Origin of the sequence: Terrabacter sp. Root181 (assembly GCF_001428505.1) — a bacterium.
In the GTDB taxonomy this organism is placed as follows: domain Bacteria; phylum Actinomycetota; class Actinomycetes; order Actinomycetales; family Dermatophilaceae; genus Terrabacter.
Window position 1 is genome coordinate 986,445 of record NZ_LMHU01000001.1, and the last position, 24,116, is coordinate 1,010,560.

29 protein-coding genes are annotated in these 24,116 nt (G+C 71.8%); 22 read left to right on the top strand and 7 right to left on the bottom strand.

The annotated features are described in order from the left end of the window. Positions 1–22 precede the first annotated feature (22 nt). Positions 23–955 carry a mycothiol synthase gene (gene mshD, locus ASD90_RS04595; protein ID WP_056752204.1) on the bottom strand — a complete coding sequence of 311 codons (933 nt, stop codon included), beginning with the start codon at positions 953–955 and terminating at the stop codon, positions 23–25. A gap of 144 nt (positions 956–1,099) precedes the next feature. Between mshD and ASD90_RS04600 the strand changes: the two genes are divergently transcribed. Beyond that, positions 1,100–2,965, top strand: coding sequence for a bifunctional UDP-sugar hydrolase/5'-nucleotidase (locus ASD90_RS04600; RefSeq protein WP_056752206.1), 1,866 nt, complete (start codon positions 1,100–1,102; stop codon positions 2,963–2,965). Between the two features lie 92 nt (positions 2,966–3,057). Here ASD90_RS04600 and ASD90_RS04605 read toward each other — a convergent pair whose 3' ends face one another. After that, positions 3,058–3,753 carry a response regulator transcription factor gene (locus tag ASD90_RS04605; RefSeq protein WP_056752208.1) on the bottom strand — a complete coding sequence of 232 codons (696 nt, stop codon included), beginning with the start codon at positions 3,751–3,753 and terminating at the stop codon, positions 3,058–3,060. 66 nt (positions 3,754–3,819) lie between these two features. Between ASD90_RS04605 and ASD90_RS04610 the strand changes: the two genes are divergently transcribed. After that, positions 3,820–4,140 (top strand): MoaD/ThiS family protein, encoded by a 321-nt coding sequence (locus tag ASD90_RS04610; RefSeq protein WP_082588478.1) that lies wholly within the window; start codon positions 3,820–3,822, stop codon positions 4,138–4,140. Between the two features lie 6 nt (positions 4,141–4,146). Beyond that, positions 4,147–4,977 carry a hypothetical protein gene (locus tag ASD90_RS04615; RefSeq protein ID WP_056752211.1) on the top strand — a complete coding sequence of 277 codons (831 nt, stop codon included), beginning with the start codon at positions 4,147–4,149 and terminating at the stop codon, positions 4,975–4,977. A gap of 71 nt (positions 4,978–5,048) precedes the next feature. Here the strand turns inward: ASD90_RS04615 and ASD90_RS04620 are convergent, their stop codons facing one another. After that, positions 5,049–5,420: a DsrE family protein gene (locus tag ASD90_RS04620; protein ID WP_056752214.1), complete on the bottom strand. Its 372-nt coding sequence runs from the start codon at positions 5,418–5,420 to the stop codon at positions 5,049–5,051. 23 nt (positions 5,421–5,443) lie between these two features. Here ASD90_RS04620 and ASD90_RS04625 point away from each other — a divergent pair, with 23 nt between their 5' ends. From ASD90_RS04625 to ASD90_RS04665, 9 genes are all read left to right on the top strand, one after another. Then, positions 5,444–5,941, top strand: a complete 498-nt coding sequence (locus ASD90_RS04625) for an FABP family protein (RefSeq protein WP_030199640.1) — start codon at positions 5,444–5,446, stop codon at positions 5,939–5,941. 40 nt (positions 5,942–5,981) lie between these two features. Next, entirely contained in the window at positions 5,982–7,025 is a 1,044-nt protein-coding gene (locus ASD90_RS04630) for a folate-binding protein YgfZ (protein WP_056752217.1), read from the top strand. A gap of 35 nt (positions 7,026–7,060) precedes the next feature. Next, positions 7,061–7,915 (top strand): 3-keto-5-aminohexanoate cleavage protein, encoded by an 855-nt coding sequence (locus tag ASD90_RS04635; RefSeq protein WP_056752221.1) that lies wholly within the window; start codon positions 7,061–7,063, stop codon positions 7,913–7,915. Positions 7,916–8,052: 137 nt separating this feature from the next. Continuing rightward, positions 8,053–8,544 carry a helix-turn-helix domain-containing protein gene (locus ASD90_RS04640; protein ID WP_056752224.1) on the top strand — a complete coding sequence of 164 codons (492 nt, stop codon included), beginning with the start codon at positions 8,053–8,055 and terminating at the stop codon, positions 8,542–8,544. A gap of 1 nt (position 8,545) precedes the next feature. Next, complete coding sequence (locus ASD90_RS04645) at positions 8,546–9,556, top strand: hypothetical protein (protein ID WP_056752227.1); 1,011 nt, start codon at positions 8,546–8,548, stop codon at positions 9,554–9,556. 99 nt (positions 9,557–9,655) lie between these two features. Continuing rightward, positions 9,656–10,651 carry an asparaginase gene (locus tag ASD90_RS04650; protein WP_056754435.1) on the top strand — a complete coding sequence of 332 codons (996 nt, stop codon included), beginning with the start codon at positions 9,656–9,658 and terminating at the stop codon, positions 10,649–10,651. 54 nt (positions 10,652–10,705) lie between these two features. Beyond that, positions 10,706–11,131, top strand: a complete 426-nt coding sequence (gene dtd / locus ASD90_RS04655; protein WP_056752232.1) for a D-aminoacyl-tRNA deacylase — start codon at positions 10,706–10,708, stop codon at positions 11,129–11,131. An 87-nt stretch (positions 11,132–11,218) separates the two neighbouring features. Beyond that, positions 11,219–11,533 (top strand): DUF2516 family protein, encoded by a 315-nt coding sequence (locus ASD90_RS04660; protein WP_056752235.1) that lies wholly within the window; start codon positions 11,219–11,221, stop codon positions 11,531–11,533. A gap of 75 nt (positions 11,534–11,608) precedes the next feature. Next, the gene (locus ASD90_RS04665) at positions 11,609–12,073 is read left to right on the top strand and encodes a phosphomannose isomerase type II C-terminal cupin domain (RefSeq protein ID WP_056752238.1); all 465 of its coding nucleotides are present in this window, start codon (positions 11,609–11,611) and stop codon (positions 12,071–12,073) included. Positions 12,074–12,182: 109 nt separating this feature from the next. Here ASD90_RS04665 and ASD90_RS04670 read toward each other — a convergent pair whose 3' ends face one another. Both ASD90_RS04670 and ASD90_RS04675 read right to left on the bottom strand, forming a co-directional pair. After that, complete coding sequence (locus tag ASD90_RS04670; RefSeq protein ID WP_162260171.1) at positions 12,183–13,118, bottom strand: MEDS domain-containing protein; 936 nt, start codon at positions 13,116–13,118, stop codon at positions 12,183–12,185. Between the two features lie 162 nt (positions 13,119–13,280). Beyond that, the gene (locus ASD90_RS04675) at positions 13,281–14,081 is read right to left on the bottom strand and encodes a hypothetical protein (RefSeq protein ID WP_056752244.1); all 801 of its coding nucleotides are present in this window, start codon (positions 14,079–14,081) and stop codon (positions 13,281–13,283) included. A gap of 106 nt (positions 14,082–14,187) precedes the next feature. On the opposite strand from ASD90_RS04675, the gene mshA reads away from it, so the two are divergent. Genes mshA through ASD90_RS04690 form a run of 3 tightly spaced genes read left to right on the top strand, consistent with a single transcriptional unit; the run spans position 14,188 to position 16,856 of the window. After that, positions 14,188–15,537 carry a D-inositol-3-phosphate glycosyltransferase gene (gene mshA, locus ASD90_RS04680; RefSeq protein ID WP_235506385.1) on the top strand — a complete coding sequence of 450 codons (1,350 nt, stop codon included), beginning with the start codon at positions 14,188–14,190 and terminating at the stop codon, positions 15,535–15,537. Then, positions 15,534–16,088: a YbjN domain-containing protein gene (locus ASD90_RS04685; protein ID WP_056752248.1), complete on the top strand. Its 555-nt coding sequence runs from the start codon at positions 15,534–15,536 to the stop codon at positions 16,086–16,088. The genes mshA and ASD90_RS04685 overlap by 4 nt, the downstream gene beginning before the upstream one ends. Positions 16,089–16,112: 24 nt before the next feature. Then, the gene (locus ASD90_RS04690) at positions 16,113–16,856 is read left to right on the top strand and encodes a phosphoglyceromutase (RefSeq protein WP_200958532.1); all 744 of its coding nucleotides are present in this window, start codon (positions 16,113–16,115) and stop codon (positions 16,854–16,856) included. A gap of 80 nt (positions 16,857–16,936) precedes the next feature. On the opposite strand, the gene phoU is transcribed toward ASD90_RS04690, so the two are convergent. Continuing rightward, the gene (gene phoU / locus ASD90_RS04695) at positions 16,937–17,647 is read right to left on the bottom strand and encodes a phosphate signaling complex protein PhoU (RefSeq protein WP_056752254.1); all 711 of its coding nucleotides are present in this window, start codon (positions 17,645–17,647) and stop codon (positions 16,937–16,939) included. A 291-nt stretch (positions 17,648–17,938) separates the two neighbouring features. Here phoU and ASD90_RS04700 point away from each other — a divergent pair, with 291 nt between their 5' ends. Both ASD90_RS04700 and ASD90_RS04705 read left to right on the top strand, forming a co-directional pair. After that, positions 17,939–19,231, top strand: a complete 1,293-nt coding sequence (locus ASD90_RS04700; protein WP_235506386.1) for a cell wall metabolism sensor histidine kinase WalK — start codon at positions 17,939–17,941, stop codon at positions 19,229–19,231. Positions 19,232–19,295: 64 nt separating this feature from the next. Next, complete coding sequence (locus ASD90_RS04705) at positions 19,296–19,979, top strand: response regulator transcription factor (protein ID WP_020145710.1); 684 nt, start codon at positions 19,296–19,298, stop codon at positions 19,977–19,979. A 121-nt stretch (positions 19,980–20,100) separates the two neighbouring features. Here the strand turns inward: ASD90_RS04705 and ASD90_RS04710 are convergent, their stop codons facing one another. Next, positions 20,101–20,622 (bottom strand): hypothetical protein, encoded by a 522-nt coding sequence (locus ASD90_RS04710; protein ID WP_056752259.1) that lies wholly within the window; start codon positions 20,620–20,622, stop codon positions 20,101–20,103. A gap of 264 nt (positions 20,623–20,886) precedes the next feature. On the opposite strand from ASD90_RS04710, the gene ASD90_RS04715 reads away from it, so the two are divergent. The 5 genes from ASD90_RS04715 to ASD90_RS04735 all read left to right on the top strand — a co-directional run bounded on the left by ASD90_RS04715 (position 20,887) and on the right by ASD90_RS04735 (position 24,043). Further along, on the top strand, positions 20,887–21,369 hold the full coding sequence (locus ASD90_RS04715; protein ID WP_020145708.1) for a CarD family transcriptional regulator: 483 nt from the start codon (positions 20,887–20,889) through the stop codon (positions 21,367–21,369). Between the two features lie 48 nt (positions 21,370–21,417). Continuing rightward, complete coding sequence (gene ispD / locus ASD90_RS04720) at positions 21,418–22,089, top strand: 2-C-methyl-D-erythritol 4-phosphate cytidylyltransferase (protein ID WP_369793578.1); 672 nt, start codon at positions 21,418–21,420, stop codon at positions 22,087–22,089. Positions 22,090–22,187: 98 nt separating this feature from the next. Further along, on the top strand, positions 22,188–23,009 hold the full coding sequence (locus ASD90_RS04725; RefSeq protein ID WP_056752264.1) for an SDR family oxidoreductase: 822 nt from the start codon (positions 22,188–22,190) through the stop codon (positions 23,007–23,009). Beyond that, positions 23,009–23,494: a 2-C-methyl-D-erythritol 2,4-cyclodiphosphate synthase gene (ispF, locus tag ASD90_RS04730; protein WP_056752266.1), complete on the top strand. Its 486-nt coding sequence runs from the start codon at positions 23,009–23,011 to the stop codon at positions 23,492–23,494. The genes ASD90_RS04725 and ispF overlap by 1 nt, the downstream gene beginning before the upstream one ends. Before the next feature lie 114 nt (positions 23,495–23,608). After that, positions 23,609–24,043, top strand: coding sequence for a hypothetical protein (locus tag ASD90_RS04735; protein WP_056752268.1), 435 nt, complete (start codon positions 23,609–23,611; stop codon positions 24,041–24,043). The last annotated feature ends 73 nt before the right edge of the window (positions 24,044–24,116 follow it).

A 24,116-nucleotide genomic window follows, 5' to 3' on the forward strand; every position in this document is an offset into this window, starting at 1 on the left:
GCGACTCGGGGGTGAACTCGTCTCAGCCGACAGCGGGCGAGGACCGGGCGAACTGCCGGTGCACCTCGACGTCCTCGAAGCCGAGGGCGGCGTAGGTGCGCACGGCCGCGACGTTGTCCTCGTCGACGTACAGCACGACGCGGTCGAGGCCGAGCGAGCGCAGGTGGTCGAGGCCCAGCACCGTGACCGCGCGCCCCAGGCCCTGCCCCTGCCGGTCGGGTGCGACCGCCACGACGTAGACCTCGCCCACCTCACCGCCCGGCGGGTCGACCTTCGTCCAGTGCGAGGCGGCGAGCACGTCCGGGTCGGCGGCCTCGACGACGAGGATGAGGCCTGCCGGGTCCCACCACGGCTCCGCCATCCGCTGGTCGAGGTCGGCCCGCCGCAGCGACCCCTGCTCGGGGTGGTGTGCGAACGCTGCGGCGTTGAGCTCCAGCCACGTGTCCTCGTCACGTCCGGGCTCGAAGGAGCGGACGGCATACGTCGGGTCGAGGGACGCGGGCGGCCAGGCGGGCCCGTCGCGGAGCGAGCGGCCCATGACGTGGAGCGAACGCACGGGCACGAGCCCGAGGGCGGCGGCGAAGGAGGCGGCCGCGGACGCGCTCGCCCCGGAGCCGTGGCTCCACAGCCGCACGTCACCGGGCAGCGCGGCTGCGAGGGAGCGGCCGATGCCGCGCCGCCTCACGTCCGGTGCGACGACGAGCTCGGCCGACGGGGGCTCGCCGTCGGGCCCGACGCGCCACTGGGCGTAACCGACGACCCCGCCCGCCTCGTCGAGCGCGAGGACGTGATCGACGCCGTCGACGTCGCGCGAGGCGGTCGACAGCCGGAACTGCTCCGACAGCGGGGGAGAGCCGTCGCGCCGGGTGACCTCCTCCGCAAGGGTGAGGACGGCCGTGGCCTCCTGGGTGGTCAGCGGGTGCTGCTCGTCGCGCACGGCGAGGGTCGGCGGCATACGGCGATTCCACCACAGGGGGCACACGGACTCGCGACCGTCACCACTCTTTTACCGGACAACACCCATTTGGCACTCAGCCACGGCTAGCCTCCGCAGTGGATGCCACGAGCTCCGACACCACCGATGACCAAGGGGAAAGACATGTCCCGTTCCACCCGCCGCTTCGCCGGAGTCGCCGTCGCCGGACTCTGCGCTGCGGCCGCGCTCGCAGCGCCTGCCGTTGCCGACAACGGCAACCAGAAGAGCGACCCGCAAGGCCCGCTGGTCGACATCCAGCTCCTGTCGTTCAACGACTTCCACGGCAACCTCGAGGCGCCGTCCGGGTCGAGCGGGCGCATCGTCGTCGGCCACGCGCCGGACGCCAACGACGTCGACAAGGACCTCAACAAGGCCGAGCCCGTGGACGTCACGGTCGACGCCGGCGGTGTCGAGTACCTCGCGTCCCACCTCGCCGAGGCCCGCCAGGGCCACCGCAACACGCTCACCGTCGCCGCGGGTGACATCGTGGGCGCCTCGCCGCTGCTGTCCGCGGCCTTCCACGACGAGCCCACGATCCTCGCGATGAACAAGCTCGGCCTCAACGTCACCTCCGTCGGCAACCACGAGTTCGACGAGGGTTACAGGGAGATCCAGCGCCTCGCCCACGGCGGCTGCATCGACGACGGCGACGGCCAGAACAACCAGAACTCCTGCCCGACCGGCTCCTTCCCCGGTGCGAGCTTCGACATCCTCGCCGCGAACGTCATCGAGAAGGCCAGCGGCAACACGATCCTGCCCGCCTACTCGATCAAGAACGTCAACGGCGCCAAGATCGGCTTCATCGGCATGACCCTCAAGGACACGCCCAACATCGTCACCGCCTCCGGCGTGGCCGGGCTGGAGTTCACCGACGAGGTGAAGACCGCCAACGCGCTCGTGCCGGTGCTTCGCGCGCAGGGCGTCAAGGCCATCGTCGTGCTGATCCACCAGGGCGGGACCCCGAGCTCTGAGCCGTGGACGAGCCCCGTCGACCAGAAGACCTACCAGGCCAACCCGACCTATGACTACACGTGCCAGGGCGGCGGCAGCCTGAAGAGCGACTCGGCGATCCTGCCGATCGCAGCGGGCCTCGACCCCGAGATCGACATGATCGTCTCGGGTCACACCCACCAGCCCTACGTGTGTGACGTCAAGGATCCGGCCGACAACGACCGGCTCGTGACCTCGGCGTCGTCGTTCGGCCGGCTCTTCACCGAGACCAACCTCCAGTTCGACAGGCGCACCCAGGACATCGTGCGGAGCTCGGTCGAGGGCACGAACATGATCGTCACGCGCGACACGAAGGACCCCGCGCAGACGGCGCTCATCAACCAGTACAAGGAGCTCGTCCGCCCCATCGCCTCAAAGGTGATCGGCCACATCACGCAGGACGTCCTCAAGGGCGGCGCCGGTGCCAACGCAGGCGGTGAGTCGCAGCTCGGCGACCTCATCGCCGACGCCCAGCTCGCCGACCCGTCGGTCGTCACCGGCGGCGACAAGCCGGTCATCGCCTTCATGAACCCGGGCGGCATCCGTGCGGACCTCACCTACGCCACCTCCCCGTACGGCGAGGCGCCCGGTGACGTCACCTACGACGAGGCGTTCACGGTCCAGCCGTTCAACAACTACCTCGTGTCGATGACGCTGACCGGTGAGCAGATCAAGGCGATCCTGGGGCAGCAGTGGACCGGCAGCAACGCCGGCTCCAACAAGAAGATCCTCCAGGTCTCGAAGGGCTTCTCCTACAGCTACTCCGGCACGACCCTCGGTGCCGTGACGCTGAACGGCAGCCCCCTCGTCGACAGCCAGTCCTACCGCATCGTGACGAACAACTTCCTGCAGGGCGGTGGCGACGGCTTCCCGACCTTCACGAAGGGCACCAACGTCTACTACGGCGGTCTCGACATCGACGCGTTCGCCAACTACCTCACGTCCTTCAACCCCACCGGCTACACGCCGGGTCCGCTGACCCGGATCTCCGGCAGCTGACCGAGGACCGACCCGGCACCACCACGAGGTATGCCGTCCAGCTCACCGAGCCGGACGGCATACCTCTGTGTGGCGTGGCTCGGGCGAGTGGGTCAGGCGTCGGCCGGCTGGGCCTCGGCCCGGTCGGGCACGAGACGGTAGCCCACGTTGCGGACCGTGCCGATGAGGGCCTCGTGGTCGGGCCCGAGCTTGGCGCGGAGGCGACGCACGTGCACGTCGACGGTGCGCGTGCCGCCGTAGTAGTCGTAGCCCCAGACCTCCTGGAGCAGCTGGGCGCGGGTGAAGACGCGCCCCGGGTGCTGCGCGAGGTACTTGATGAGCTCGAACTCCTTGTAGGTCAGGTCGAGCGGGCTGCCACGGAACTTCGCGGAGTAGGAGGCCTCGTCGATGACGAGCTCGCCCGAGGTGATCGGCAGGTCGAGGTCGGCGTCGTCGTCCTGGCCCTTCGTCATGGCGAGGCGCAGGCGCGCGTCGACCTCGGCGGGGCCGGCGGAGTCGAGCAGCACGTCGTCGAGGCCCCACTCGGCCGTGAGACCAGCAAGGCCGCCCTCGGTGAGGACGGCCAGCAGGGGGGTGCCGATCCCGGTCGTGCGCAGCACCCTGCAGAGGGAGCGTGCGCTCGCCAGCTCCCGTCGCGCATCGATGATGACGACGTCGCAGTCGGGTGAGTCGACGAGGGCCGTGGCCTCGGCGGGCAGGATCCGCACCGTGTGGCTGAGCAGCCCGAGGGCAGGCAGCACCTCGGCGCTGGGAGCCAGCGCGTTGGTGAGCAGCAGCAGTCGGGCCATCTCATGCAGGATAGGCGAGACTGGTCACCAGCGGACGAGACCGCATCAACGATGAGACGGAGTGAGATGGCCCCGAGTGGACCCGAGCCGCGCACGACCGAACCGGTCGCTGCGGCGGTTCCCGCGACCCCGGTTGCCACCACCTCCGCCGCGACGGTCACGGTGCGCTACTGGGCCGCGGCGCGCGCCGCGGCCGGGACCGACAGCGAGACGCGGACCGGCGCGACCGTCGGGGAGGTCGTCGACGCGGCCGTCGCCGCCCACCCCGACCTCGCGCGGGTCGCGCGGGTCGCGACCTTCCTGCTCGACGGCCGCAAGGTCGGTCGCGACGCACCCGTCGTCGACGGCGGGACCGTCGAGGTGCTGCCGCCCTTCGCCGGCGGGTGATGCACAATGGCCCCCGTGCCTGAGGACGACGCGACCCTCCGCGAGCCCGGTCCCGACGCCTCCGTGGCCGCCGGGTCGCTCCGCCTACCGCTGTCGCCCGCGGGTGCCGACCGCATCCGGTGGGTCAGCATCGCAGCGACCCTCGTCGCCGCGGTGGTGCTCCTCGTCGCACAGGGGACCGGGTATGCCGCCACGCTGGGCGTGACCCTCGCGCTCGCTCTCGCGGTGGCCTGGGGATGGCCTCTGCTCACCGGGTCCTGGACCCCGACGGCGACGACCGTCGTGCTCGCCGTCGCGTCCGTGGCGATCGTGCTCAGTGCGCTGCGCCAGGACCTGCTCTGGGTCCCGGCAGCAGTCGCGTTCGGCATCCTGCTCGCCTTCTCCGGCCAGCTCGTCCGGCGCACCGGCCGCGAGGGGCTCGTCCTGACGCTGCTCTCGTCGTTCGGCGGCCTCGTCGTCATCGCCTCCGGCACGACGGCGGTCGTCGCGGCCAACAGCGACAAGGGCCGGGCGGTCGCCGTCGTCGCCATGGCAGCGGTCGGGGCGGCCGTCGTCACCGACCTGCTCGCCGGCGTCCGGGGCGCCTCGCCGTTCCTCGGGTTCGTGGCCCTCGCGGCCGCGGTGCTCGCCGCTGTCGTCGTCGCGACCCGCGGCACGCAGGTCGGCGCGCTCGAGGCACTCGGGATCGGTGCTGCCGTCGGCACGGTGTCGTGGTCGTTCCGCCGGGTGCTCGCGCTGCAGCCGGCCATGCTGACGGTCCGGGGACAGGTCGGCGCGGGGGCCGGGTCGGTGCTCGTCGTCGGTGCCGTCGTGCACCTCTTCTCCGTCCTCACCTGACTCCCCACCTCCCCAACCGTCGAGAGGCCACGTTCCGCCGCCTCCCACCGTCGAGAGGCCAGAAACTCGGGTCAGTAGACGAGGGCCTGCGCACCCGGGGCCATGACCTCCTCGACGAAGACGGCCGCGCCCTTGATCACCGCACCGTCGACCAGCTGGTCCTGCGTCAGGTCGCGCCGGGCCGCACACTGCGTGCAGACGGTGAGCCGGCCACCCTCGATCACCGCGTCACGCAGCGAGACGAGCGGGGCGGCATACGGCAGCTCGAACTCCTCCGCCCGCCCGGGGACGGCCATCCACGTCGACTCGCCGGTGAGCCAGAGCGAGACGTCGACGCCGCTCGCGACGGCCGTGGCGGCGACCGTGAAGGCCTGCGAGAGGCGCTCCGGCGCCTCGGTGCCGGCGGTGACCTTGACGACGAGCGAGCGTGCGGGGGAGTCCATGGGATCAGGCTACGATCGGGCGCATGTTCAACCTCGACCAGGACATCCCCGAGCCGCTGCGACCCCTCGCCTGGCTCATCGGACGCTGGGAGGGCGCCGGCGTCGTCGGCTACCCGACGATCGAGTCGGCGCACTTCGGCCAGGAGGTCGAGGTCACCCACGACGGGCGAGGCTTCCTCAAGTGGGAGAGCCGCGCCTGGATCCTGGACTCCGAGAACGGCGCGAAGGTGCGCCCCGCGGCCGTCGAGTCCGGCTTCTGGCGCCCGCTCGAGAACGGTGAGGTCGAGCTGCTCCTCGCGCACCCCACCGGCATTCTCGAGCTCTACTACGGCAAGATCGAGCCGGCCAAGATCCAGCTCAAGACCGACGGCGTCCTGCGCGCCCCCGGGGCGAAGGAGTACAACGCCGCGACGCGGATGTACGGCCTCGTCGAGTCCAACCTCCTCTGGGTCATGGACATGGCCGCCGTCGGCCAGGAGCTCCAGAGCCACGTGTCGGCCACCCTCAAGCGCGTCGAGTGACCAACGGAATGAGGCGTGTGCCGTGAGCGTTCCAACCAGCATGAGCGACGTGGAGCTGCCCACCCGACCGGCGACGACGAGTCCGCTGCTGTCGCGCCCCGGCGCCGTGGCGGGCGAGGGGCTCGAGGCCGGCGTCGCCCTCCACCACGGCGACCCGATGCGCGAGCAGCGCCTCCTGGAGGAGGGCCTCGCGGTCGTCGACCTCTCGCACCGCGACGTCGTCACCGTCACGGGCCCCGACCGGCTCAGCTGGCTGCACTCGCTGACCACCCAGCACCTCCTCGGCCTGGAGCCGCGCCAGTCGCGCGAGGCCCTCATCCTCAGCCCCAAGGGCCACGTCGAGCACTCCCTGCACGTCGTCGACGACGGCGAGACGACATGGATCACGACCGAGCCCGGTGCCGGCCCGGCCCTCGTCGAGTGGCTCGACCGGATGCGCTTCATGCTGCGCGTCGAGGTCTCGCTCGTCACCGACGACTGGGCCGTGCTCGGCGAGCCGCACGACAGCGAGTCCGTCGAGGGCGAGCCCCTCGCCTGGCGCGACCCGTGGCCCGACCTCGTCGGCGACACGACGGCATACGGCCCGGTCGACGACCACCCCGGCACCGAGCGGTCCTGGCGAGAGGTCATCGTCCCGCGATCGGATCTCGTTGCGGCCGTGGGGGATCGGCCTCTAGCCGGTCTGTGGGCCGCCGAGGCCCTCCGGATCGCTGCCTGGCGTCCGCGTCTCGGCCTCGAGACCGACCACCGCACCATCGTCCACGAGCTCGACTGGCTGCGCACCGCGGTGCACCTGCACAAGGGCTGCTACCGCGGCCAGGAGACGGTGGCCCGCGTCCACAACCTCGGTCGCCCTCCGCGCCGGCTCGTCTTCCTCCACCTCGACGGCTCGGGTCACGTCCTGCCGGCGCAGGGGAGCGAGGTCCGGGCGGGCGACCGCGTCATCGGGCGCGTCACCTCGGTCGGGCGCCACCACGTCGACGGACCCATCGCCCTCGCGGTCATCAAGCGCAACACCGACCCGACCCTCGAGCTGCTCGTCGACGACCTCTCGGCCGCGCAGACGACGATCGTCGCCCCCTGACCGACGCGGCTGCAGCCGCTGGCAGGATGTGCGGCATGAGCACCGCACGCACCGCAGCGAGCACCCTGATCACCGTCGCGCCCACGGGCGCCGAGACCGCCAAGTCGGACGTCGCGGCCCTGCCCACGACACCGGATGAGCTCGTCGAGACCGCCGTCGCCTGTGAGCGCGCGGGCGCCGCGTTGATCCACATCCACGTGCGCGACCGCGAGCACCAGCCGACGCTCGAGCCGGGCTTCCTGAAGGAGGCCGTCGACGGCGTGCGCGAGGCCACCGACCTCGTCGTCCAGCTCTCGACCGGCGGCTCCATCACCGACCCCCTCGAGAAGCGCCTCACCGTCCTCGACGCCGACCCCGACTCGTGCTCGCTGACGTGCGGCACGACCAACTTCGGCGACGGCGTGTTCCTCAACCCGTGGGGCTTCATGGTCGACCTCTACCGGCAGGCCCAGGAGCGGGAGGTCGTGCCGGAGTTCGAGCTCTTCGAGCTCGGTCACGTGCACGCGCTGCGCCGGCTCATCGACGAGTGCGGACTGCCCTACGGCGGCAAGGTCCACGTCGACTTCGTCACCGGGGTGCCGGGCTCGATGCCGGGCACGCCGCAGGCGCTGCTCGCCGGCGTCGCGATGCTCCCGCCCGAGGTGACGAGCTGGTCGGCCACCGGCATCGGCCGCGCGCACCTGCCGATCGTCGCCGCGGCCCTCTCGGGCGGCGGGCACCTCCGCGTCGGCATGGAGGACAACCTCATGTACGCCAAGGGTCGTCCCGTCGCGCACAACAGCGAGCTCGTGGCCCGGGCCGCCGAGATCGCCACGGTCATGCAGCGCCCGCCGATGACGACGACCGAGGCGCGAGAGGCCCTGTCGATCAAGGACCGTCGCACCCGCTGACACGCTCCTGCGCGGGGAAGAGTGCCCTCTCGACCCATCGGGTCGGGAGGGCACTCGTGCGTGCCGGGAGCCGGTGTGGGGCGTCTCACGCTGTCCAGAGTTTGCATTCTGCTTGCTGTAGTTAGCACAATGGAGGCATGAGCAAGCTTCCGCTACCCGACCTCGGGGCCTACTTGCGCGAGCAGCGCGAGAGCGCCCAGCTGTCGCTGCGGCAGCTCGCCGAGATGGCCGGGGTCTCCAATCCCTACCTGTCGCAGATCGAGCGCGGGCTCAAGCGCCCGAGCGCCGAGATCCTGCAGCAGATCGCCAAGGGGCTGCAGGTCTCGGCCGAGTCGCTCTACGTCCGGGCCGGCATCCTCGACGAGCGGGTCGCCGACGGCGACCCTGCCGCCGTGCCCGACGTCCTCTCCGCGGTCGCGCTCGACCCGGTCCTGACCGACCGGCAGCGCGCGGTGCTCGTCGACATCTACCTGTCGTTCGTCGGTGAGGACGAGACGACACCCGAGACCACGCCGCGGCCACCGCGCACCCCGCGCACACCGCGTACCCCGGCGGCAGCACCGCGCCGGCGCCCGTCGCGCAGCACGTCCGCTGCCGCGACCCCCGAGCTCAACGAGAAGGAGAACTGAGATGGCACTCAGCAAGAAGATCACCAAGGCTGTCAAGGACGCCCAGAAGCAGGCCGAGGCCGCCGTCGCCGACGTGCGCGGCCAGCTGGTCCAGGTCGAGGACCGTATGCCCGATGTCCAGGTCGACCCGACGCCGTTCTACGCCGTCGTCGGCGCCGCCAACATCGCGATCGACACGGTCCGCACGGCCGGCGAGCAGCTCGAGGTCGCGCGCAAGCAGGCCAAGGGTGTCGACCTGCGCAAGGGCGCCAAGAAGGAGGCCGACCAGATGCAGAAGGACCTCCAGAAGCGCATCGTCGACCTCCAGGGCCGCACGACCGAGCTGCAGAAGCTGGCGACGACGTATGCCGAGCGCTTCGTCACCCGGGCCCAGGACCTCCCGGCCCGCGTCCTCAACGAGGGTCTCGTCATCGCGAGCAACGCCAAGGACCAGTACGACGCCGCCGCGGCCCGTGGCGAGAAGGTCGTGACCGACCTCCGCGCCCACGGTGAGCGCACGGCCTACGACCTCGCCGAGCGCGGCACCGCCACGGTGACCCGTGGTCGTCGCGTCGCCGGTGCTGCTGTGAGCGAGGGCGAGAAGGTCGCCAAGAGCCTCAAGGGTGTCGTCGTCAAGGACGCCTCCACGCTCGGCTCGCAGGTCTCCTCCTCGGTCGAGGCCGTCGAGTCGGCCGCCGCACCGGTCCCGGCCAAGCGCACCGCCGCCCACCAGACGGCGATCCGCAAGTCGGCGGCCCAGAAGGCCGCGGCCACGCGCAAGGCCAACGAGGTCGAGGCCACGACGACCCGCAAGGTCGCCGCTCGCAGCTCTGCCACGACCGACGACCCGCAGGCCACGGTGGCCCGCAAGGTCGCGCCGGCCAAGAAGGCGGCCAGGAAGACGGCCACCAAGACGGCGGCCGCGACCACGGGCGCGGCCAAGACCGCGACGAAGAAGGCCACGCCGGCCAAGAAGAAGACCGCCAAGAAGGCCTCGACGGCCACGAGCACGACCGGCACCTCGACGGACTGACTCGTCGAGCCGGCGCCCCCCGGGCGCCCGTCCGTACGACAGGGCCGCCACCCCCACCGGGTGGCGGCCCTGCTGCGTCGCTCCGGCATACTGCGGGACGTGTCCGTTCACCTTGCCCCGCCGTCCACAAACTCCGTCAGCGCGGCGCTCGCCGACGCCCCGATCGTCGCGCACGTCGTGCGGGACGGGTTCGTCGAGTCGGTGCACCACGGGACGGCCGTCGTCACGCCTCCCGACGGCTCGGTCGAGCTGGAGATCGGCGACTCGAGCGGCGCAGTCTTCCCCCGCAGCTCGAGCAAGCCCCTCCAGGCGCTCGCGATGGTGCGCAGCGGCCTCGCGACCGACGGCCACCTGCTGTCGCTCGCGTGTGCCAGCCACTCGGGCGAGGACTTCCACGTCGAGGGTGCGCGCGAGATCCTCGCCGGCGCCGGCCTGACCGAGGCCGACCTCCAGAACACCCCCGACTACCCCTACGACGAGTCCGCCCGCATCGGGTGGATCGCGAGCGGGCGACCGCGGCAGTCGATCGCGCAGAACTGCTCGGGCAAGCACGCCTCGATGCTCGCGACGTGTGTCGTCAACGGGTGGGACCTCGCGACCTACCGCGACCCCGCGCACCCGCTCCAGGTGGCCGTGGCCGAGACCGTCCGCGAGCTCACGGGCGCCGAGCCGAGCGCCGTCGCCGTCGACGGCTGCGGTGCGCCGATCCACGCGGTGCCCCTACGCGCCCTCGCCCGCTCGTTCGGCCGTCTCGCAGCGGCGACCGAGGGGCCGGAGGCCAAGATCACCAGGGCCATCCGGGACTTCCCGGAGTACCTCGGCGGCACGCACCGCGACGTCACCGCCCTGATCCGGGGTGTCGACGGCCTGGTCGCCAAGGACGGCGCCGAGGCCGTCTACGCGGTGGGTCTGCCCGACGGCCGCGGCATCGCGGTCAAGGTCGCCGACGGCACGTCGCGCGCCCGCAGCGTCCTGCTGGCCGCCGTCCTGCGGCGCATCGGGGTCGGCAGCGAGGACGTCCTCGCGGTGCTCGAGCACCAGCCCGTGCTCGGCCACGGCCAGCCCGTGGGGTCCGTCGTCGCCGTCGGCGTCTGAGCCGGCCGAGGTGGCCGAGGTGGCCGACGCGGCCGGGACGACGGTGAGGTCGACGTGAGGGCGGTGCTCCAGCGCGTCACGAGCGCGAGGGTCGAGGTGGACGGCGAGGTCGTGGGCGCCATCGACCGCCCCGGACTGCTGGCGCTCGTCGGCGTCACCCACGACGACGGTCCCGAGCAGGTCGAGCGGATGGCCCGCAAGATCGCCGAGCTGCGGATCCTGCGCGACGAGGAGAGCCTCACCGATGCCGGGGCCCCCGTCCTCGTCGTCAGCCAGTTCACGCTCCACGCCGACACCCGCAAGGGCCGCCGCCCGTCGTGGAGTGCGGCCGCACCGGGGCCGGTGGCGGAGCCGATCGTCGCCGACCTCGTGGCCGCGCTGCGCGCTCGGGGGATCGAGGTCGAGCAGGGCCGTTTCGGCGCCATGATGCAGGTGTCGCTGGTCAACGACGGTCCCTTCACGCTCGTCGTGGACGTCTGACCAGAACGTTCGCGGCCGGCCCGACGGCAGAAGTCTGGGAGCCGGCTGGGAGAGGTCGGGCCCACGTCGCCGGGTTACGCTGCATCCATGCAGCTCTATGCCGGCTACCAGAGCCTCGTCACCCTCGTCATCGGAGTGGTGGCCCTGGGTTGCGAGATCTTCGCCTTCGTCGACGCCCTGCGCCACCCGGAGAACGCCTACGTCGCCGCGAGCAAGCGCACCAAGCGCTTCTGGCTCGTGATCACGGGCGTGGCCCTGGTCCTCGGGTCCGTCTCGGTCTTCAACCCGATCGGCCTGCTGGGTCTGGCCGCGTTCCTCGGGGCCGCGGTCTACCTCGCCGACGTGCGTCCGGCGCTGCGGCAGGTCAGGGGTCTCGGAGGCCGCTCCAACACCGGGTGGTGACCCTCACGCGTCCGCCCGGGACACCGGGCCCGCCGCGTACGGCACACTGGTGCACTCACAACCGATAGGAGAACCATGTCCGACCAGCAGCCTGCTGCTGCCGTCGTCGACCACGAGCTCGACGCCCACCAGCACCAGAACTTCTCGTCTCCGCGTCACACCGCGGACGAGTACGACCTGGGCAACCGCAACCCGACCGAGGACATCTTCGTCGCCGAGCGGCCGTGGGGCGAGTTCCAGCAGTTCGTCTCCAACGAGCAGGTCACCGTCAAGATCATCACGGTGCAGCCCGGCCACCGGCTCTCCCTCCAGCGTCACGACCACCGCGGTGAGATGTGGCAGATCCTCGACGTGCCGATCGACGTCACGGTGGGTGACCGCACCTGGAGCGCCCAGCCCGGCGAGACGGTCTGGGTCCCGCGCAACTCGATCCACCGCATGGGCAACTCCGGGGAGCACCCGGGTCGTCTCCTCGAGGTCGGCTTCGGCCACTTCGACGAGTCCGACATCGAGCGCCTCGAGGACGACTACGTCCGCTGAGCGCGCACGCACCACGACCACGCACGACCGCACGTATGCCGCCGGCCCGCCCGGCGGCATACGTGCGTCCCGGGGCTGGTCGGCACCGGCGAGCGAGGCGCCGGCCGACTCAGCCGGCGCGTGACCGGCCCGGGTCGAGCGTCAGCTCCGCCCACACCACCTTGCCGCCGGGGACCGGGCTGTAGCCCCACCGCTCCGACAGGGCCGCGACGATGTCGACGCCGCGCCCGCTGACGTCGTCCACCGCGGCCGGTCGCCGCCTGAGCGGGGTGACGGCCGCGTCCTCGACGCCGATGCGCAGATCGCCCCGACGCCGGTCGACGACGACACGGAACGGGGAGGCGGCGTGGGTCAGGGCGTTGGTCGCGAGCTCGGAGACGATGAGGGCGGCATCGGTCGTGAGCGTGTCGTGGTCCCACGCCCGCAGCACGTCGACGACGAAGTGCCGCGCCGCGGGCACCGACTCGGCCGTCGGCAGGTAGACCCGGGAGCAGGCGTGGCCGGCAGCCAGCCGGGACCCGTCGGTCGAGGTCGCTGCGCCCACCGGCATCAGGTCGGTGTGCAGGTCGCACACCCGCCGCACGTCGACGAGCTCGGCGTGGTCGAAGGCGCCCGTGGGGTAGGCGCAGAGCAGCGAGAAGTCGTACTCGCGCAGCAGCTCGTTCCAGAGCAGCTCGAGGTCGATGGCCTCCTCGATCTGCCCGCGCTGCCAGAGCACGGCGACCATCTCGCCGAACCCCCGGATCGGGCGGCCGGCGCCGGAGGCCTCGCTGACGACCTCGCCGACCCGCCGCATGAACAGGTCGGGGTCCAGGTGGCCGTCGACGAAGAGCTCGGACAAGGTCTGCTCGGCGTCGAGGGTCAGGTAGCGTCCGGCCGCCACCCGCGCGGCGGGGTCGTGCCCGAGCTCGAGCAGGAGCGCCTCCACGGCGGCCCGGTGGGCTGCCGTGGCCACGACGACGACACACTCGTCCTGGTCCCACCCGTCCGCGACGAATCGCGCGACGGCGCCGAAACCCTCACTGTCGAGCGTGTAGAAACTCACCGCATGGCCTCGCCCCCACGCGGCCGTGCCGCCGTGCGACATGGTGCCGATGCTACGCCGCCGTCGAGCTCGTCGACGGCGGCGCTACCTGTGAGTGCCGAGTGGGGGAACAGAGCGGGACAAGGCGGCCCAAACCCTGAGCGGCTGATCGGGATGGGCAGCTCAGCGGGGGAGCGGCGCCACCGCCGCCCAGTCGACGGTGAGCTCGCCGAGCCGCCAGCGTGCGGGACCGTCGAGCAACGGCCACCTCTCGCGTACCTCGGCCACGGCGGCGAGGAAGCGCTGGCGCGCACCCCAGGAGGACTGGGGGGCGCTGCGGGCCCAGGCGCGGTCGAGGTCGGCGAGGAACGCATGGACCGGTTCGCCCGGCACGTTGCGGTGGATGAGCGACTTGGGCAGGCGCTCGGCGACGTCGGAGGGACGGTCGAGGCCGCCCATCCGCACCGAGATGGTCAGGCTGACGGGACCGGTCGCGTCGACCGCGACCCACGACGCACGGCGCCCGATCTCGTCGCACGTCCCGTCCACGAGCAGCCCGTCCGGGGCGAGACGTTCCCGGACCAAGGCCCAGGCGGCCGGCACCTCGTCCTCGGCGTACTGCCGCAGCACGTTGAAGGCACGCACGACGGTGGGGCGGGCGCCGTCGTCGAGGGGCACCTCGAAGCCCCCGACGCGGAAGGACAGCCCGTCACGCTCGAGCGGCTTCGCCGCGGCGACCCGGGCGGGCTCGATCTCGATGCCGACGACCCGGACGTCCGCCCGCACGCGCTGGAGTCGGTCGTGCAGCTCGACCGCGGTGATGGGGGAGGCGCCGTAGCCGAGGTCGACCACGACCGGGGGCGTCGGGCTCCGTCGCAGTCGCCACGCCTGCGGTCCGGCGATCCACCGGTCGCAGCGCCGCAGCCGGTTCGGGTTCGTCGTCCCGCGCGTCACCGTGCCGACGGGGCGTTGACGTGGAGGCACCTCCGCAGCCTAGTCAGCGCCCCACGACCGCGGTTCGACGTGTTCCCCGGTCACGGGCGACCGCGGAATACATCGAATCGTGCGTGTGGTTGAGTCGAGGAAGAGCATGTCGACGAGCAGCGAGCAGGACGAAGGGATGCCGATGGCGGCCGATCCGAGACGTGTGGCGATGATCAGCGTCCACACCTCGCCCCTGGAGCAGCCGGGCACCGGCGACGCCGGAGGTCTCAACGTCTACGTCGCCGAGACCGCGAAGGAGCTCGCCGCGAGGGGCATCGAGGTCGACATCTTCACCCGACGCACCACCGGCGCGACGCCGGTCGAGGCCGACCTCGTGCCGGGCGTCCGGGTGCGGCACGTGACCGCCGGTCCCTACGAGGGTCTCGCCAAGGAGGACCTGCCGGGCCAGCTGTGCGCCTTCTCCGCCGGCATCATGCAGGCCGGGCTCTCGGTCCCCGAGGACCACTACGACCTCGTCCACTCGCACTACTGGCTCTCGGGCCAGGTCGGCTGGCTCGCCGCCGACCGCTGGCGGGTCGCGCTCGTGCACACGATGCACACCATGGCGCGCGTCAAGAACCTCCACCTTGCCGAGGGCGACCCACCCGAGCCGCGCGGCCGCGAGATCGGTGAGGTCCAGGTCGTCGAGGCGGCCGACCGCCTCATCGCCAACACCGACGACGAGGCCCGTGAGCTCATCGAGCTCTATGCGGCCCCGCCGGCCAAGGTGTCCGTCGTCCCACCCGGGGTCGACCTGTCGACCTTCACCCCCGGCGACCGGGGTGCGGCGCACCGGGCCCTGGGCCTGCCGGTCGAGGGTGAGCTGCTCCTCTTCGTCGGGCGCATCCAGCCGCTCAAGGCGCCCGACGTGCTGCTCCGCGTCGCGGGCGAGCTGCTGCACCGGGACCCGTCACGCCGCAGGCGCCTCACCGTCGCCGTGCTCGGCGGACCCAGTGGAAGCGGCCTCACCCGGCCGCACGAGCTCGAGGAGCTCGCCCGCACCCTCGGCATCGACGACGTCGTCCGCTTCGTGCCACCCGTCGACCGTCAGGTGCTCGCGCAGTGGTACCGCGCCGCCGACCTCGTCCTCGTCCCGAGCCACTCCGAGTCCTTCGGCCTCGTGGCCATCGAGGCCCAGGCCTGTGGGACCCCGGTCGTCGCCGCCCACGTCGGCGGACTCCCGACCGCCGTTGGTGACGCGGGTTTCCTGGTCGACGGCCACGCGACCCCCGACTGGACCGACGCCGTCGAGTCCCTGCTGCGCGACGACGACCGCCGCCTCGCGCTGGGCTCCGCAGCGGTCGCACACGCCGCCCAGTTCGGCTGGGGCGCGACCACCGACCGGCTCCTCGAGGTCTACCGGCAGGCGATCCGCGAGCGGGCCGACGGCGGCAACGAGTCGCCCATCGACGAGGGTCAGAGTCTCGTCGGCGTCCCGACGGCGGTGATCCCGTGAGCGCCGAGCCCACCGACAACCCCGCAGACGACAACCCCGCAGACGACAACCCGGCCGCGGCCGCGGAGGCCCGCCTCACGGCATACCTCGGCTCGGTCGGTCTCGACTGGGAGCTCGGCGGACGCCCGGGGGAGTACGTCGTCACCCTGCCCGGGGAGAAGAAGCTCAAGACCGTCGTGTCGGTCCTCGTGCGCGACCGGACGACGAGCGTCAGCGCCTTCGTCATCCGCAACCCGGACGAGAACCACGAGGCGTTCTACCGCACGCTGCTGCGCAAGAACCTGCGGCTGCAGGGCGTCGCCTACGCCGTCGACACCGACGGCGACGTCTACCTCCGCGGTGAGGTGCCGACCGTCGCGGTCGAGCCCGAGCACCTGGACCAGCTCTTCGGGATCGTCCTGTCCGCGAGCGACGACGTCTTCAACGAGCTGCTCGCGCTCGGCTTCCTCGGCTCGATGCGCAAGGAGTGGGCCTGGCGGGTCTCGCGAGGGGAGTCCACCCGCAACCTCGACGCCTTCCGTCACCTGCTGGACGACAGGTCGGAGCCCTGATCGGCCGTCGCTAGGCTGGCCCGCATGACCTACACGCTCGTCCTCGTCCGTCACGGCGAAAGCGACTGGAACGCCAAGAACCTCTTCACCGGCTGGGTCGACGTCGACCTCACCGACCAGGGCCGCGCCGAGGGCGTGCGCGCCGGCGAGCAGCTCAAGGACGCCGGCATCCTGCCGGACATCGTGCACACCTCGCTGCTGCGCCGTGCCATCACGACCGCGAACCTCTCGCTCGACGCGGCGGACCGCCACTGGATCCCCGTCAAGCGCGACTGGCGCCTCAACGAACGTCACTACGGCGCGCTCCAGGGCAAGAACAAGAAGCAGACCCTCGAGGAGTTCGGCGAGGAGAGGTTCATGGAGTGGCGCCGCTCCTACGACGTGCCGCCGCCGCCCATCGCCGAGGACGACGAGTTCTCGCAGCACGGAGACGCCCGATACGCCGGCCTCGGCGCGGCCATGCCCGCCACGGAGTGCCTCAAGGACGTCGTGACACGGCTGATGCCCTACTGGGAGAGCGAGATCCAGAACGACCTCGCCGACGGCCTGACCGTCATGGTCGCCGCGCACGGCAACTCGCTGCGGGCCCTCGTCAAGACCCTCGACGGCATCTCCGACGACGACATCGCCGGCCTCAACATCCCCACCGGCATGCCGCTCGTCTACGAGCTCGACGAGTCGTTCCGCCCCGTGACCCGGGGTGGGCGCTACCTCGACCCCGAGGCCGCCCGCGCCGCCGCCGAGGCCGTCGCCAACCAGGGCCGCTGACGGCCCCGACCGTCGAACCGTCGAAAGGCCACGAACCGGAGCCCGGTTCGTGGCCTTTTCGAGGTTGCAGAAGGTGAGGGTCAGGAGTCGTGCTCGATGGCCTCGAGCACGTCGGCGTCCTCGGCGTCCTCGTGGTCGTAGCTCACCTCGGAGTCGTACTCACCGGTGACGAGGTAGATGACGCGGCGTGCCACCGACACCGCGTGGTCGGCGAAGCGCTCGTAGTAGCGGCCGACGAGCGTCAGGTCGAGGATCGCGCTGCGCGACCACGACGTGTTCTCGTCGAGCAGGGCGGCGAAGAGTTCGCGGTGGAGGTCGTCCATCGCGTCGTCGTCCTTCTCGAGGGCGATGGCCGCAGCGACGTCCTTGCTCGCGATGATCGACCCGCACTTGGCGACGATCGACTCGGCGACCTGGCCCATCTGCAGGATGTGCGAGCGCAGCTCCGGTGGCACTGCCGAGTCGGGCGTGCGCAGGCGGGCCACCTTGGCGACGTGACGGGCGAGGTCGCCCATCCGCTCGAGGTCGGAGCTCATGTGCATCGCCGTCACGACGATGCGCAGGTCGGTGGCCACCGGCTGCTGGCGGGCGAGGAGGTCGATCGACAGCTCGTCGAGCTCGACGCGGATGTCGTCGAGCTTGCGGTCTGCCTCGATGACCGACTCGGCGAGGTGGACGTCGGCGTCGAGCAGTGCGGTCGTGGCCCGGGAGATGGCCGACCCCGCGAGGCGCGTCATTTCGACGAGCTGGTCCGAGATCGTGTCGAGGTCCTCGTGGAACTGGTCGCGCATGGTCTTCCTGTCAGTTGCCGGTCGTGCGTGGTCGTGCGTGTCGTCGTGCGTGGTCGTGCGTGGTCGTGCCAGCGGTGGGTCGTGCTGGGGCGGGCGCCACCTCGGGAACCAGCCTGCCACTCGCGACGCGCGGGACGGCATACGAACGGGGTGGCACGTCCCCCGCTGGTGCAGAGGTTGGCAGGGCTTCGTGAATGGGTGGGGACGCCAAGGTGAACAGTGGGTTCGCGCTCAGCACGAGCGTGTCGCGCGTGGTCCGACCCTCCCGCGGTGATGCGTACGCTGAGTGTCGTGGACCCGACGACCGCGGCAACGCTCGGTGGAATCGCCGGCCTCGCCCTTGGCGGCCTGGCGATGGTCGCCGTGCGCCTGTCGGACCGCTCGACCGCCGCCGAGATGCCCCCGCCACCCGACCCGCCGCTGCCCCCCGGTGTCGGTGAGGTGATCGCGGTGCTGCGCTCGAGCGGCATCCTCGTCGACTCGTCCGACCGGGTCGTCAACAACAGCCCTGCCGCGGTGGCCCAGGGCCTCGTGCGCGGCCAGGAGCTCGTCCACCCGGAACTGCTCCACCTCGCCCGCGCGGTGCGCCGCGACGGCGTCATCCGCGAGGCCGAGCTGGCCCTGCAGAAGGGCATCGGGGACGGCCGGCTCGTCGTCGCGGCCCGCGTGGCACCGCTCGGCGCCGACCACGTCCTCCTCCTCGTCGAGGACCGCTCCAAGGCGGCGCGCGTCGAGGAGATCCGTCGCGACTTCCTCGCGAACGTCAGCCACGAGCTCAAGACCCCGGTCGGCGGCATCTCGCTGCTCGCCGAGGCCGTCCTCGACGCGCACGACGACCCCGAGGCCGTGGCGCGCTTCGCCAAGCGGATCAGCGTCGAGTCGGACCGGCTGACCCGGCTGGTCAAGGAGATCGTCGAGCTGTCCCGCCTGCAGGGCGCCGACGTCATCAAGGACCCGACCCTCATCGACGTCGGGGCGTGCGCCGGAGATGCCGCCGACCGCAGTCGCCTCATAGCCGAGGAGCACCGCATCGAGCTCGTCACGGCCATCGACGAGGGCTGCGAGGTCTGGGGGGACGCCGAGCTCGTGACCACCGCGATCAGCAACCTCGTCGGCAACGCCATCGCCTACTCCGACACGGGCACCCGGGTCGGGGTCATGGTGCGTCGAGGTCGTGCGGGTGTCATCGACGTCTCCGTCACCGACCAGGGCCTCGGCATCGCCCCCGACGAGCAGCAGCGCATCTTCGAGCGCTTCTACCGCGTCGACACGGCCCGGTCGCGTGCCACCGGCGGCACCGGGCTCGGCCTGGCCATCGTCAAGCACGTCGCCGACAACCACGGCGGCAACGTGTCGGTGTGGTCCGAGCCCGGCCGCGGGTCGACGTTCACCATCGAGCTGCCCGCCGCGAACGCCTCCGCCGCGATCGCGCCCTCTCGACCGACGACGTATGCCGCCCTCCCGCCCGACGCGGCGGCTGCGGCGGCCACGCCGGCCGAGCCGGACGCTTCGGCCACGCCGGGTGCACCGGACCCGCCGGGTGCGCACCGCCGCGCCGGCCCGACCCCGTCCGTCAACGCCTAGCCACGTCCCCACCGCCCGAGCAGCTCACCCAGTTCCCACGCTGCCCGACCCCGAGAGGCCTGTCTTGAGTCGCATTCTCATCGTCGAGGACGAGGTGTCGTTCTCCGACCCGCTGTCCTACCTGCTGAAGAAGGAGGGCTACGACGTCGCCGTGGCCGAGACCGGGCCCGACGGCCTGGCCGAGTTCGACAAGAACGGCGCCGACCTCGTCCTGCTCGACCTCATGCTGCCCGGCCTGTCGGGCGTCGACGTGTGCCGGGCGCTGCGCCAGCGCTCCTCGGTGCCGGTCATCATGCTGACCGCCAAGGACAGCGAGATCGACAAGGTCGTGGGTCTCGAGATCGGTGCCGACGACTACGTCACGAAGCCCTACTCCAGCCGTGAGCTGCTCGCGCGCGTCAAGGCCGTGCTCCGCCGGCTCGCCGAGCCCGAGGACCTGCTGCCCTCGACGCTCGAGTCGGGTCCGGTGCGCATGGACGTCGAGCGCCACACGGTCAGCGTCCAGGGCCGGTCGGCGTCCTTGCCGCTCAAGGAGTTCGAGCTGCTCGAGATGCTGCTGCGCAACTCCGGTCGCGTGCTGACGCGCATGCAGCTCATCGACCGGGTGTGGGGTAGCGACTACGTCGGCGACACGAAGACGCTCGACGTCCACGTCAAGCGCCTGCGCGCCAAGATCGAGCCCGACCCGGCCAACCCGGTGCACATCGTCACGGTGCGCGGGCTGGGCTACAAGTTCGAGGCCGGCTGACCCCCACTGTCGAGCGGTCACGAGTGGCCGCACCCACGCAGTCGAAAGGCCACTCCTCGCCGCGAGGAGTGGCCTTTCGACTGCTGCGAGTGGGCCGGACGTGGCCTCTCGACGGGGAGCGTCAGCTGCCGGTCGGGGCCGGCGTCACCGTGGCGTAGTAGCCGCTCGCCGTCAGCACCGGCACCTTGACGACGGTGGTACCACCGGTGTCGGAGGTGATGGTGACCGGGGCGAGGCCGCCGGGCTTGGTCTTGACGTCGGTCAGCTGCAGACCCTTGGTGGAGAGGTTGACCTGCTCGCGCGGGCCGAGCCGCACCTCGGAGCCGGTGGGCGCGCTGGTGGCGTTGGGGTCGGCCTGCGCGGCGATCTGGACGGTCATGTCCTGCTCGCCGAGGTTGATGGCCGAGCCGGAGATGACCACGGTGCCGTTGCCGTCACCGACGAGCAGGAGGTCGCGCACGGCGAGCTGGCCCACGTTGGCCGGCACGCCGTCGGCCGGCACGTAGGGGACGGCGGTCTGGACGGGCGAGTTGACCTGGCAGCCGGTCGTCGCGACGGCGAGGACGACACCGGCGAGCACGGTCGACACCCGGCGGGTGGACGGGCGACGCGCGGGGGTCATGGCGGGGTATCGACGCTTCACGGGCGACAGCCTACCGGCGCGTGACCCCGCGGACCCGTGCACCCGCCGACTCGGCGCCGGCGAGCCGAAGGACGGGCGCCGCGAACGCGACGACACAGGCCCGGAAGGCCCCCGCGAAGCACGCCGAGCGGCCTTCTGTCAAGACGTCAATTACCGCGTGCCGCGCCCCCACTGTGGCTCTGACCTGCACTGATGCCGAATCCTGAGATCGCGATGTGCACAGCTTCGTGATAATCTGGAGGTCGCGAAAGGGGAAAACAGCAGATGGTTTTCAAGGTCGGCGAGACGGTCGTGTACCCCCACCACGGGGCTGCACTCATCGAAGAGATCAACACACGCACGATCAAGGGAGAGGACAAGCTCTACCTCAAGCTCAAGGTCGCCCAAGGTGACCTGACGATCGAGGTCCCCGCCGAGAACTGCGACCTCGTGGGTGTCCGCGACGTCGTCGGCAAGGAAGGCCTCGACCGCGTTTTCGAGGTGCTCCGCACGCCGCACACCGAGGAGCCGACCAACTGGTCGCGTCGCTACAAGGCGAACCTCGAGAAGCTCGCGTCGGGTGACGTCATCAAGGTCGCCGAGGTCGTGCGCGACCTGTGGCGTCGTGACCAGGACCGCGGTCTGTCGGCCGGCGAGAAGCGCATGCTCGCCAAGGCCCGCCAGATCCTCGTCTCCGAGCTCGCGCTCGCGGAGAAGACGAACGAGGAGAAGGCCGAGACCATCCTTGACGAGGTCCTCGCTTCCTGATCGGACAGCACACTGAACAACGAGACCGGAGCCGGTCGCGTCGGCGTCATCGTCGTCGCGGCCGGCTCTGGCTCGCGTCTGGGGGCAGGTCTGCCCAAGGCGTTCGTGCCCCTCGCCGGGGTGCCCCTGCTGGGGCACGCCCTGCGGGGGGTCCTGTCGTGCGCGACCGTGGTCCAGGTCGTCCTCGTCGTTCCGGACACCCACCGCGAGCAGGCCGCTGCCGTCACTGATGGCGTATGCCGTGAGCTCGGGTCCGTGACGCCGGTGACCGTCGTGCCCGGCGGGGTCGAGCGGGGCGACTCCGTCGCAGCCGGTCTGCGCGCGCTCGGTGACGAGGTCGACATCGTCCTCGTCCACGACGCCGCCCGGTGCCTGACGCCGGTCGCGGTCTTCGACCGGGTGGTCGCCGCCGTCGCGGCGGGAGCCGTGGCCGTCGTGCCCGGCACTGCGGTCGTCGACACGATCAAGCAGGTCGACGCCGACGGGTTCGTCGTCGGCACGCCCGAGCGCTCGGCCCTGCGGGCGGTGCAGACGCCGCAGGGCTTCCGGCGTGACGTGCTCGAGCGTGCGCACGCCGTGTCGAGCGAGGCCACCGACGACGCGGGGCTCGTCGAACGGCTGGGCGAGCGGGTCCTCGTCGTCGAGGGCGACCCGCGGGCCCTCAAGGTGACGACGCCGAGCGACCTCGAGGCCGCCGCCCGCCTGCTCGCCACCTCCTGACCTCGATCCGACCTCGATCCGACCTCGGTTCGATGTGTTCTGCGGTCACGGGTGACCGCAGAACACATCGACCCCGGGAGTTGCCTATCCTCGGCAGCGTGACGACCGACCCCAGCACCGCCCTGTCCCGACCGACGGCTCTCATCACCGGTGGTGGCACCGGCATCGGTGCGGCCATCGCACGGCGGCTGTCGCGCGACGGCTTCGACGTCGTCGTCGCCGGCCGCCGTCGCGAGAAGCTCGACGAGGTCGTGGCCGACATCGAGAGCGCCGGCGGCTCCGCCCGTGCGCTCGTCATGGACGTCACCGACCCCGGGTCGGTGACCCAGGGCGTCGCGTCCCTCGACCGGTGCGACGTCGTCGTCAACAACGCAGGCGGTGCGCTGGGCGTGACCCGCGTCGAGGACGGCGACCCCGAGGAGGTCGAGGACGGCGACCCCGAGGAGTGGGAGCGGATGTTCGCCACGAACGTCGTCGGCACCCTCCGGGTCATCCAGGCCGTGCTGCCGCTCCTGCGGCGCTCCTCCCGCGCCACCATCGTCGACATCAGCTCCATCGCCGGTGAGCGCGTCTACGAGGGCGGTGCCGGCTACGTCGCCGCCAAGCACGGCACGTCCGTCGTCTCCGAGACGCTCCGGCTCGAGCTCAACGGAGAGAACATCCGCGTCGTCGACATCCGGCCCGGCATGGTGCACACCGAGGAGTTCTCCCTGACCCGCCTGCACGGGGACCGGGCCGCGGCCGACAAGGTCTACGACGGCGTCGACCGCCCGCTCGTCGCCGACGACGTCGCGGAGTGCGTCGGTTTCGTCGTGGGCCTGCCCCAGCACGTCAACATCGACACGATGGTGGTCAAGCCGGTGGCCCAGGCGGCCCCGCACAAGATCCACCGCGGCCCGATCGACTGGAAGGACGCCTGATGACCCACCTCCCGCGCGTCGGCGTGGGCGTCGACGTCCACGCGTACGCCCCGGAGGGCTCGGACCGGGAGCTCTGGGTGGCGGGACTGCAGTGGCCGGGGGAGCGCGGCCTCGACGGGCACTCCGACGCCGACGTCGCCGCCCACGCGGCCTGTGACGCGATCTTCTCGGCGGCCGGGATCGGTGACCTCGGCGCGCACTTCGGCACGTCGCGTCCCGAGCTCGCCGGAGCGTCCGGGGTCACGCTTCTCGCCGAGGCCGCGCGGCTCGTGCGCGAGGCCGGCTACGACATCGGCAACATCGCCGTCCAGGTCGTCGGCAACCGGCCCAAGGTCGGCGCCCGCCGTGCCGAGGCCGAGGCGGCCCTCGCCGCCGCGGCCGGCGCCCCGGTCTCGGTGAGCGGCACGACGACGGACGGGCTCGGCCTGACGGGTCGGGGCGAGGGCGTGGCCGCCGTCGCGACGGCCCTCGTCGTCGCTCGCTGAGGCCCCGCGAGGGCCGAGACACCTCGCCACGTCGGAACCGATCGACGGGCGCGCCGCTCGTAGTGCCGACCGCGTCCGCCCCCCGGCGGCTCGACGACTCACCTGAGGAGACCCGTGGACGACTCGTGGATGTGGCTGGTCTTCGGACCGGTCGCACTGATGCTCATCGTCTTCCTCGTCGCGATGTTCATCGCCCTCGCCGGCTGGAACCGTCCGGCCGAGCCGGAGCAGCTGCCGACCGCCTGGGACGTGCAGGTGCGGTCGCGTCGCGACGTCGCCGGTCCCGGCCGCATCGAGGTCCGAGACGGCCACGTCGCCTTCACGCCGGCGGGTGCCCAGGACGTCGCCTGGGCCGTGCCGGTCGCCGGCACCCGGGCGTCGCGCAACTACACGACGACGCGGTGGCCGGTGCTGCTGCGCACCACGGCCCACGGACGGATCTTCCTGCGTGTCGCTCCCGTCGACCACGACCTCGAGCACTCGCCGTGGGACCGGGCCCCGGTGCAGCGGCACGCCCAGCTCTTCCTCGCGGCGCTGCGCCGGGCCTGACGCTCGTTGCGCTGGGCCCCGCGGGACGTTTGGGTAGGTCATGGAGGGCCTCTCAGGCCGCACATCCGCAAGA